This is a genomic window from Pseudomonas sp. GW821-FHT03C07, from assembly GCF_059420925.1.
Genome location: NZ_JBWKUQ010000016.1, coordinates 101227 through 111860, shown reverse-complemented (window position 1 = coordinate 111860; position 10634 = coordinate 101227). Strand labels below are relative to the sequence as shown.

The following is a 10634-nucleotide window of genomic DNA, read 5'->3' as shown; positions in this document are numbered from 1 at the left end:
GGAGCATGGCGATGAGTACCGACGAAAAACGCATCCGTGAGTTTGCTTATCAGATCTGGGAGTCGGAGGGCCGCCCCGAGGGCCAGGAGGCCCGGCATTGGGAGATGGCGCGCAAGCTGGCGGAAGCCGAGGCGCTGACGCCGAAAAAACCGACCGTGACCAAACCCGCCGCCAAGCCCAAGGTCGCCGCCAAGCCCGCGGCCACCCCGAAATCGGCTACCGCCGCCACCAAACCGACCGCCGAAAAGAAACCCCGAGCACCCCGCAAGCCGTCAGCCGGCTGAACATCAGTCAGCAACAGTGAAAGCACCACAAACCGTGTAGGAGCTGGCTTGCCAGCGATAGCGTCCGGATGAGCACCACAAGGCTCAAGGGCCTCATCGCCGGCAAGCCGGCTCCCACAGCGACCGCTGTTGACCCTCGTTGCGAGCGCGAGGTCAAGACGATCTCCAACCGTCACGTGGGGCTTTCAAGAACACACCCGCAGGAGCGCCCATGTCCAAGCCGAAAAAGCCCGAACCCACGCCCGAAGCCCAGGCCTCGCGAATCCGCGAAGGCCTGCCCTTCCCGCTCGGGGCCACCTGGGATGGCCTGGGGGTCAACTTCGCACTGTTTTCCGCCAACGCCACCCGGGTCGAACTCTGCCTGTTCGACGCCAACGGCGAAGTGGAACTGGAACGCCTCGAACTGCCCGAATACACCGACGAGATCTTCCACGGCTATCTGCCCGACGCCCATCCCGGGTTGATCTACGGTTATCGGGTGCATGGCCCCTACGACCCGCAGAACGGCCACCGCTTCAACCCCAACAAACTGCTGATCGATCCCTACGCCAAGCAACTGGTCGGCCAGTTGAAATGGTCCGAGGCGCTGTTCGGCTACACCATCGGTCACCCTGACGCCGACCTCAGCTTCGACGAACGTGACAGTGCGCCCTTCGTCCCCAAGAGCAAAGTCATCGACCCGGCGCACACCTGGGGCCACGACCAGCGGGTCAACGTGCCCTGGGAGCGCACCCTGCTCTATGAAACCCATGTACGCGGCTTCAGCATGCGTCATCCCGCGGTGCCGGAAGCGGTGCGCGGAACCTTCGCTGGACTGATGGTCGACGAGGTGCTGGAACATATCCGCAAGCTCGGGGTGTCCTCGGTGGAACTGCTGCCAATCCATGCGTTCGTCAACGACCAGCACCTGCTGCACAAAGGCATGACCAACTACTGGGGCTACAACAGCATCGCCTTCTTCGCGCCCGACCCGCGCTACCTGGCCAGCGGCAAGATCGCCGAATTCAAGGAGATGGTCGCACACCTGCACGACGCCGGCCTGGAGCTGATCCTTGACGTGGTCTACAACCACACCGCCGAAGGCAACGAGCAAGGCCCGACACTGTCCATGCGCGGCATCGACAACGCCTCCTACTACCGGCTGATGCCCGAGGACAAGCGCTTTTATATCAACGACTCGGGCACCGGCAACACCCTCGACCTGAGCCACCCCTGCGTGCTGCAAATGGTCACCGACTCGCTGCGCTACTGGGCCACGGAAATGCACGTGGACGGTTTCCGCTTCGACCTGGCGACCATCCTCGGCCGCTATCACGACGGTTTCAACGAGCGGCACAGTTTCCTCGTCGCCTGTCGCCAGGACCCGGTACTGAGCCAGGTCAAGCTGATCGCCGAACCCTGGGACTGCGGCCCCGGTGGCTATCAGGTGGGTGGCTTCCCGCCGGGCTGGGCCGAGTGGAACGACCGCTTCCGCGACACCGTGCGCGCATTCTGGAAAGGCGATGACGGCCAGCTCGCCGACTTCGCCCGGCGCATGACCGCTTCCGGCGATCTGTTCGACCAGCGCGGGCGACGCCCCTACACCTCGGTCAACTTCATCACCGCCCATGATGGCTTCACCCTGCACGACCTGGTGTCGTACAACGACAAGCACAACGAAGCCAACGACGAAAACAACCAGGACGGCAGCAACAACAACCTGTCCTGGAACCATGGCATCGAAGGGCCCAGCGACGATCCGCAGATCAATGCCCTGCGCCTGCGGCAGATGCGCAACTTCTTCGCCACCCTGCTGCTGGCCCAGGGCACGCCGATGATCGTCGCCGGCGACGAGTTCGCCCGCACCCAGCATGGCAACAACAACGCCTATTGTCAGGACAGTGAAATCGGCTGGGTCAACTGGACGCTGGATGAAGACGGCAAGTCGCTGCTCAAGTTCGTCAAGCGCCTGATCAAGCTGCGCCTGGCCTACCCCATCCTGCGCCGCGGGCGCTTCCTGGTCGGCGACTACAACGAGCAACTGGGGATCAAGGACGTCACCTGGCTGACACCGGACGGCCAGGAAATGACCACCGAACACTGGCACGACGGCAATGGCCGCTGCCTGGGCATGTTGCTCGACGGCCGCGCCCAGGTCTCCGGTGTTTCCCGCACCGGCGCCGATGCGACCTTGCTGCTGGCAGTCAATGCCCACCACGACGGCGTCAACTTCCGCTTGCCGGAAGTGCCGCAAGGCCTGGACTGGACCTGCGTGCTCGACACCAACGACCCGCAGGTCAAGGGCCAGGAGCGTTTTGCCTTCAACCGCGAATACACCCTCACCGGACGCTCGCTGGTGATGTTCGAGTTACAACCTGACGAAGAAACCTGAGGTTTTTTTCCGCAATAAACGTCGCATTTCACTCTATATGGGCGATACTCACCCGCGCATTCCCGGGTCGCCAGGCGACACCGGACACATCAAGGCTGATGGAGGATGCGTGCAAGTCCACACAAGGAAGTGACAAACATCATGAGCACCCAAGCCGCACGCAACGAAGTTGCGCCGCTGATCTGGAACTCGCGGCAGTTGGCCCGTGTCCCGACCATTGGCCTGCACCGCCTGATCCGGCCCGGGGCCCGGGCGGTGGTGATCGCCCCACATCCCGGTGACGAAGTGCATTGTTGCGGCGGCCTGCTGCAACTGCTCGCCACCCTCGAACACCCGCTGCTGCTGATCTCGATTACCGACGGCAGTGCCCTCTACCCCGGCTCGACCCTCTGGCCCTCAAGCCGCCTGAGTGTGGTTTGCCCCCAGGAAAGCGCCGAAGCCTTACGCCGCCTGGGCCTGGAACTGCACCGGCTGAAATGGCTTCGCGGCGGCTTTCGCCACGGGGCGCTGGAACAGCAGGAACAACCGCTCAGCCAATTCCTGCGGCGCTACCTGCGCCCCGACGACGTGGTGCTGACCACTTGGCGCGAAGACGGCATTGCCGATCATGACAGCGTCGGCCGCGCCGCCGCCCAGGCCTGCGTCGCCAGCGGCGCAACGCTGCTGGAGATCCCCATGCATGCCTGGTTCCGACCCTTGCGCGACGAAGGCCTGATCCCCTGGCACCGGGCCCGCAAGATCCGCCTCGATACCTGGGGTATTGCCCGCAAGCTGCACGCCGCGCACGCCTACCACAGCCACTTGCAAGGCGATCCGGAACTGGGACTGCCACCGGTCCTGGCCCCGACCCTGATTGAACGGGCGCGGCAACCGTTCGAGATGGTGTTTATCTGAAAAACACAGGGCCAAGCCGCTCTTCCCGGTCCCGCTCAGAATCAGCCTGAATAGACCAAATAGCCGATTACTCAATGACTTGCAAAACCTGATCAAACAGATCTATTTATTAGTTATTTTCTTGACGCAGACCTGCGGCTCTCCTTAGCTACAAGTGACTACCCCCGGTTTCAAAACCCAAGGGACAAGCCTTCGGATGCCCGCCATAGCGGGTCGCCGGCGGTTTGCCTCGATGATTTCGGCCGTCCCTCGTTCGGGGGCAGGAGAGACGCCAATTCAGGTATTTATGCGACAGCAAGGAACACCCGATGAAAACGTTCATGACCCACCGCAGCCTGAGGACCACGGCTGATACGATTTCGACTGTGCTTTTACTGTGCTGCGCCCTTGAACTCCAGGCAGCACCTCTCGAAGAAGACCTCCACCCCTGGTACCAGGGCGACACGCTCGCGCCCTTGCCACTGGGTCGATTGCCAATACTGAACAGCAGCGGCCAATTGCCGGGCTGGCGGTTCGCCGGCATTGTATCGAGCAGCGCTGATGCCCATCCGACGGTTCGCTTCCAGGACCGCACGCTGGGCCAGGGTGAGGTCGGTAACCTCGATCCGCTGTTTTCCGGCGCCTTTGGCGACCTGCTGATTATTCCCGGCCTTTACAGCAATCGCAGCGGCGGCCAGACATTGACCGCCGGGGTCTTTACCGGAAGCAGCGGCGCACTGGATCGGGCTGACGGTTTTGTCACCGCACCACGCGACCCGCGCATGGATGGCCTGAGTCCCCAAGGTAATAATCTCGGCGCGTTCTGGAGCCTGACCGGGCAACAGGGCTGGCATGTCAACCTGACCGCCATGAATAACCAGAGTACGCTCTACACCCGCTCCGACCAGGGCATTCTGCAAGGCCAGGCTTCGCGGCAGATGACGTTTTCGCTGGAGGGTGGATTCCCGATCGGACTGGGCCGGGACTGGGTGATCGAACCCCAGGCCCAGGTGGTCAACCAGCAAGGTAGCGTGGACAGTCCCGGGCAGGCGACTACGTCCGCCGACCCATCGTCCTGGAGTGGCCGGATCGGTGCCAGTCTCAGGGGTAGTTATGAAGTGCACGGCCTGCCCGTGGAGCCCTACCTGCGGACCAACTTCTGGCACACATTCGGCAGCGGCAACTCCCTGAGCCTGGAACCGGTCGACAAGATCGCCATCAGTCGCAACAGCTCCACCGTGGAGCTGGGGCTGGGCCTGGTAGCCAAGGTGTCGCCGACAGTCAGCCTGTATGTCAGCGCGGACTACAGCGGCACCTCCGACGACACCGGCCTGAACGGCATCATCGGCAACGTCGGGGTGCGGATGCGCTGGTAGCACGATCAAGCCCGAACACGGTCACTGTAGGAGCCGAGCTTGCTCGCGAAGCGGCCCGCGAAAACGCTAAAAGCTTCGCGGCGGTGCGGCGATCCGACAAGCCCGGTGCCTACAGGCTAGCCCTCCGGTCGCAACATCAACACCGCCAGTGGCGGCAGGTTCAGCACCAGCGACGAGGCCTGGCCATGGCTGGCGTGGTCCTCGGAGGAAACCCCGCCGCCATTGCCATAGTTGGAGCCGGCATACATCGCCGCATCGCTGTTGATCACCTCCTTCCATTGCCCGGCAAAGGGTACGCCGATCCGATAGGCCTCACGCGGCACCGGCGTGAAGTTGGCGACCACCAGCAGCGGTCGGCCTTCCCGGCTCCAGCGCAACCAGGCGTAGACGCTGTTGGTCGCATCGTCGCCGATCAACCACTGGAAGCCCTGGGGCACATCGTCCTGGTCGTACAGCGCCGGCTCCTGGCGATACAGGCGGTTCAGGTCACCCACCAGCTTCTGCACCCCAAGGTGCTCGGAGTATTGCAGCAGGTACCAATCCAGTTGCTGATCGTGATTCCACTCGCGCCACTGGCCGAACTCACAGCCCATGAACAGCAGTTTCTTGCCCGGGTGCGCCCACATAAAACTCAGGTAGGCCCGCAGATTGGCGAACTTCTGCCAGCGGTCGCCGGGCATCTTGTCGATCAGCGAATGCTTGCCGTGCACCACTTCGTCATGGGAAATCGGCAGGATAAAGCGCTCGGACCAGGCATACACCAAGCCGAAACTCAGCTCATTGTGATGATGGGCGCGGTACACCGGGTCCTGCTGGATGTAGTGCAGCGAATCGTGCATCCAGCCCATGTTCCATTTGTAGGCGAAACCCAGCCCGCCCTGCTGGGTGCCTTGGCTGACACCGGGCCAGGCCGTGGACTCCTCGGCGATCACCAGGGCGCCGGGGGCTTCCAGGGCCACCACGTCGTTGAGATGACGCAGGAACTCGATAGCCTCGATGTTTTCCCGGCCACCGTGGCGGTTCGGTACCCACTCGCCAGCCTTGCGCGAATAGTCGCGGTAGAGCATCGACGCCACCGCGTCCACCCGCAGGCCGTCGACATGGAAATGCTTGAGCCAGTGCAGGGCCGAGGCCAGCATGAAGCCGTGCACCTCGGTGCGCCCGAGGTTGTAGATCAGGGTGTCCCAGTCCTGGTGAAAACCTTCCAGCGGGTTGCCGTACTCATACAAGGCGGTGCCGTCGAACTGCGCCAGGCCGTGGGTATCCGTGGGAAAATGCGCTGGCACCCAGTCAAGGATCACACCGATTTCAGCCCGGTGGCAGGCATCGACAAAGGCGGCGAAGTCATCCGGGCTGCCATAACGCGCACTCGGCGCGAACTGCGACAGCGGCTGATAACCCCAGGAACCGCCAAACGGATGCTCCATGATCGGCATCAGTTCGATATGGGTGAAGCCCAGTTGCTGGACATAGGGAATCAGCCGTTCGGCCAGTTCGCCCCAGGTGTACTGGCGGGACACTTCGCCGATTTCATCGATCTCGCACTGCCAGGAGCCGGCATGCAGTTCATAGATCGACAGCGGCGCATCGTGCCGATGCCGGGCGCCGCGCGATGCCATCCAGGCCTGGTCCCGCCAGTCGATGCGCAGGGGCGCGGCGACACGTGAAGCGGTGTCAGGCGGCAACTGGGAGGCCAGGGCCACGGGGTCGGCCTTGAGCGGCAGGATCGCGTCCTTGCCGAGAATCTCGTACTTGTAGGCCTCGCCCGGACGCAGGCGCGGCACAAAGATTTCCCAGACCCCGCTGGGGTGGCGCAGGCGCATCGGGTGCCGGCGCCCGTCCCAGATATTGAAGTCGCCGACCACCGAGACCCGCCGGGCATTCGGCGCCCAGACCGCGAAACGCACACCGTCGACCCCCTCGACCTGGGTCACCTGGGCACCGAGACAGCCGCTCAGGTCGCGATGGTTGCCTTCGGCGAACAGGTAGAGATCCATCTCCCCCAGCAACGGCCCGAAACTGTAGGGATCCTCGCAGATCTGCTCCCCCGCGGCCCATTGGATACGCAACAGATAGGGCTGCTGCTGGGCGACATGACCGACAAACAATCCCGGCACCTCGGTGCTGTCGAGGCTGCCCAGGACCTCCTCGCTGTCGCGGGCCAAGGCCTGGACGCCCAGGGCGCCGGGCAGAAAGGCACGGATATACTGGCCCCCGGCACCGTCGTCATGGGGCCCGAGAATGGCGAACGGGTCCTGGTGTTCGGCCCGTACCAGGGCCTCGATATCCTTCTTCGCGGGCAATGCACGGTTCACGGATTGACCTTGTTCCTTGCTCAAACTCATCACTGCTCTCCACCGGACAAGGTTTTCATCTCACTCAACAACCCACTCAAACCGTGCAATGGCACGCCGAGCCAGGTCGGGCGATTTTCCGCCTCATAGACAATCTCATACGCGGCTTTCTCCAAGCTGAACAGGGTCAGGGCCGCTTCTTCGCCGGCCGGATGCTGCCACGCTTGAACAAGACTAGCCGTCGCTCGCCGATATGCCTGAATAAAGACCTTGCGCGCTTCTTTCAGGTAACGCTGGGTGACACGCCGGCTGGCCGGCCCGGCGCTGGACGGATCGAGGTGGCTGGCGCTGTTGCAGGCCATGGCCGCGGCGTAATCGAACGAACGCAGCACCCCGCTGACATCCTTGTAGGGGCTGTGCTTGCCGCGCCGTTCCTGCAACGAGCGGGCGGGCTCGCCTTCGAAGTCGATCAGGTAAGCATCGCCCTGCACCACCAACACCTGGCCCAGGTGCAAGTCGCCGTGGACCCGCAGGCGCAGGCCGCCCACCAGTTGACCGGCGAGCTTCTGGATATCGCCGAGAATAGCTTTTTTCTGCAGCAACAGACGATCCACAAGTGCCTGCTCGTCCGCCGGCAACGCCTGCTGATGCTGCTTGAGCAACTGCAAGGCGCGCGCCATCTGCTGGCTGATCGTTTTGCTCCAGCGCTGGACATCCTTGTCCGTGCTCACTTGCGCACTGAAGGCCGGATCGTTGGTAGGCGCCGCGAGCACAAGGTGCATTTCACCCAGGCGCTGACCGAGCAAGGCAGCGAAATCCGCCAGTTCACCGAGGGCGTTGTAATGCTGCTCGTGTTCCGAAACGGCATCGGCCAATTCATCGCGGATCGCCCGCTCCAGGTTGTTCTGGGTCCAGCTCCAGGCATCGCCCTGGTTGTTGAGCAGCCCCTGGGCAATCATCAGCAGGCTGTCTTCGCCCTCGGCATCGCGGCGTACCAACGAACCGAGCAACGGTGAAATATGCCGGAAACCGGCGGCGGTGAGGTAGGCGCTCATTTCCAGCTCCGGGTGTACACCGGCACCGACCTTGCGGATCAGCTTGAGCATGATTCGTTCGGCCACCACCACCGAACTGTTGGACTGCTCGGCAGACAGGTAACGCACCGTCATGTCGGCGGGCAGCTCCAAGGCCTTGAGTTCGGGCGTGGCCTGGAAATGCAGCGTGCCGTCGCCACCGACCAATACCGTGTCGCCGCGCATGCCATCGATCACCGCGCGAATAAACGGTTCAAGGCTGAACGCATCGGTGATCAAGCCGACTTGCCGACCACGGCGGACCCGGGCCATGGCCAACTGTTGCGGCAATGCGGCGCTGGTCTGCTCCTCGGCCAGAAACCCGAATGGCAACTGGTAACGGCTGCTTTGGCCGCCCGCCGTGACTTCCACTTCACCCAGCAGCACCGGGTGCTGCGGATCGCCGAAGCGCACGCCATAGACCAGGCGCACCTGTTCGAGCGCCGTATCCTTGCCGGCGAACCAGCGCCGCTTGGGCAGCCATTCCGGGAGGATGGTCTGCTCCAGGGCCGTGCGCGAAGGGCTTTCGAGCAGTTCTTCCATGCGTTTCTTCAGCACCAGCGTGGTGAAGTCCGGCAGGCTCTGCACCGGCTCCACGTGCCAGCTGGGCATTTGCGTTTCAGTGGCCAGCAGGAACCAGTAGAAACCATAGGGTGCCAGGGTCAGCAGGAAGTTGAGCTGGCCGATGGGCGGGAATGCATTGCCACCGAGCATCTCCACCGGCACCCGGCCGGCGAACGCGGACAGCTCGAGCTCCGCCGCCTGGGCGGTGCGGGACACGTTGGCGACGCAGAGGATGAGCTCATTCTTGCCGTCGTGCCCGGTGTATTCGCGGATATAGGCAAGGATGCGGCGGTTGTTCGGCGAGAGCATTTTCAGGCTGCCACGGCCGAAGGCTTTCTGTTGCTTGCGCACCGCCAGCAGGCGGCGGGTCCAGTTCAGCAACGAATGGGGATCGCCGGCCTGGGACTCGACGTTCACCGTCTGATAGCCGTAGAGCGGGTCCATGATCGGCGGCAATACCAGGCTGGCCGGGTCGGCGCGGGAGAAGCCACCGTTGCGGTCGATGGACCACTGCATCGGCGTGCGCACGCCATCGCGGTCGCCCAGGTAGATATTGTCGCCCATGCCGATTTCATCGCCGTAATACAGGGTTGGCGTGCCCGGCATCGACAGCAGCAGGCTGTTGAGCAGTTCGATGCGCCGGCGGTCACGCTCCATCAGCGGCGCCAGGCGCCGGCGGATGCCAAGGTTGATTCGTGCCCGGCGGTCGGCGGCGTAGTAGTTCCAGAGATAGTCGCGCTCACGGTCGGTGACCATTTCCAGGGTCAGCTCATCGTGGTTGCGCAGGAAGATCGCCCATTGGCAATTGGCGGGAATTTCCGGGGTCTGGCGCAGGATGTCGGTGATCGGGAAGCGATCCTCCTGGGCCAACGCCATGTACATGCGCGGCATCAGCGGGAAGTGAAAGGCCATATGGCATTCGTCGCCACCGTCGCCCTTCGGCTCGCCAAAATACAGCTGGGTGTCTTCCGGCCATTGATTGGCCTCGGCCAGCAGCATGCGGTCGGGATAATGCGCATCGATTTCAGCGCGGATTTTCTTGAGCACCTGGTGGGTTTCGGGCAGGTTCTCGTTGTTGGTGCCGTCACGCTCGATCAGGTAGGGAATGGCATCCAGCCGCAGGCCGTCGATGCCCAGGTCGAGCCAGTAGCGCATCACCGCCAGTACCGCTTGCAGCACCGGCGGGTGGTCGAAGTTCAGATCCGGCTGGTGGGAGTAGAAGCGGTGCCAGAAATACTGACCGGCCAGCGGGTCCCAGGTCCAGTTGGACTTCTCGGTGTCGAGGAAGATGATCCGGGTATCGGTGTATTTGTCATCGGTGTCGGACCAGACGTAGAACTTGCGGGCGCTGGAGCCGGGCTTGGCCAGGCGCGCGCGCTGGAACCAGGGGTGCTGGTCGGAGGTGTGGTTGATCACCAGCTCGGCGATGACCCGCAGGCCACGCTTGTGGGCTTCGGCGATAAAGCGTTTGGCATCGGCCATGGTCCCGTAGTCACTGTGCACGCCACGGTATTCGGCGATGTCGTAGCCATCGTCGCGGCGTGGCGAGGGGTAGAACGGCAACAGCCAGATGGTGTTCACGCCGAGGTCGGCGATGTAGTCGAGCTTGGCGATCAAGCCGGGGAAATCACCGATGCCGTCGTTGTTCGAGTCGAAGAAGGATTTGACGTGAACCTGGTAGATCACCGCGTCCTTGTACCAAAGCGGGTCGTCGATAAAGCTGGCTGGGCGGGTTTTCTTCGCCATGAATAACTCCTGTCGAATCAGTCGGACTGCAGGCAACAGCTTTACTGCGGGAA

General features: G+C 63.1%; 6 protein-coding genes. 4 read left to right on the top strand and 2 right to left on the bottom strand.

The window, feature by feature from the left end; all coding sequences use genetic code 11:
• Window positions 1–11: 11 nt before the first annotated feature.
• The 4 genes from AC07VG_RS25445 (at window position 12) to AC07VG_RS25430 (ending at window position 4904) form a co-directional block, all read left to right on the top strand.
• The gene (locus AC07VG_RS25445; protein WP_495022101.1) at window positions 12–284 is read left to right on the top strand and encodes a DUF2934 domain-containing protein; all 273 of its coding nucleotides are present in this window, start codon (window positions 12–14) and stop codon (window positions 282–284) included.
• A gap of 211 nt (window positions 285–495) precedes the next feature.
• The gene (gene glgX / locus AC07VG_RS25440) at window positions 496–2655 is read left to right on the top strand and encodes a glycogen debranching protein GlgX (protein WP_495022100.1); all 2160 of its coding nucleotides are present in this window, start codon (window positions 496–498) and stop codon (window positions 2653–2655) included.
• 141 nt (window positions 2656–2796) lie between these two features.
• Entirely contained in the window at window positions 2797–3549 is a 753-nt protein-coding gene (locus AC07VG_RS25435; RefSeq protein ID WP_495001875.1) for a PIG-L deacetylase family protein, read from the top strand.
• A gap of 308 nt (window positions 3550–3857) precedes the next feature.
• Window positions 3858–4904, top strand: a complete 1047-nt coding sequence (locus AC07VG_RS25430; protein ID WP_495001874.1) for an autotransporter outer membrane beta-barrel domain-containing protein — start codon at window positions 3858–3860, stop codon at window positions 4902–4904.
• A gap of 116 nt (window positions 4905–5020) precedes the next feature.
• Here the strand turns inward: AC07VG_RS25430 and glgB are convergent, their stop codons facing one another.
• Both glgB and treS read right to left on the bottom strand, forming a co-directional pair.
• On the bottom strand, window positions 5021–7249 hold the full coding sequence (gene glgB / locus AC07VG_RS25425; RefSeq protein ID WP_495001873.1) for a 1,4-alpha-glucan branching protein GlgB: 2229 nt from the start codon (window positions 7247–7249) through the stop codon (window positions 5021–5023).
• Window positions 7249–10581 (bottom strand): maltose alpha-D-glucosyltransferase, encoded by a 3333-nt coding sequence (gene treS / locus AC07VG_RS25420; RefSeq protein WP_495001872.1) that lies wholly within the window; start codon window positions 10579–10581, stop codon window positions 7249–7251. The genes glgB and treS overlap by 1 nt, the downstream gene beginning before the upstream one ends.
• Window positions 10582–10634: the final 53 nt, after the last annotated feature.

Coding starts and splice junctions, on each gene's coding strand:
- treS (WP_495001872.1), bottom strand. CDS start 10,581: ATGGCGAAGAAAACCCGCCCAGCCAGCTTTATCGACGACCCGCTTTGG.
- AC07VG_RS25445 (WP_495022101.1), top strand. CDS start 12: ATGAGTACCGACGAAAAACGCATCCGTGAGTTTGCTTATCAGATCTGG.
- AC07VG_RS25435 (WP_495001875.1), top strand. CDS start 2,797: ATGAGCACCCAAGCCGCACGCAACGAAGTTGCGCCGCTGATCTGGAAC.
- glgB (WP_495001873.1), bottom strand. CDS start 7,249: ATGAGTTTGAGCAAGGAACAAGGTCAATCCGTGAACCGTGCATTGCCC.
- AC07VG_RS25430 (WP_495001874.1), top strand. CDS start 3,858: ATGAAAACGTTCATGACCCACCGCAGCCTGAGGACCACGGCTGATACG.
- glgX (WP_495022100.1), top strand. CDS start 496: ATGTCCAAGCCGAAAAAGCCCGAACCCACGCCCGAAGCCCAGGCCTCG.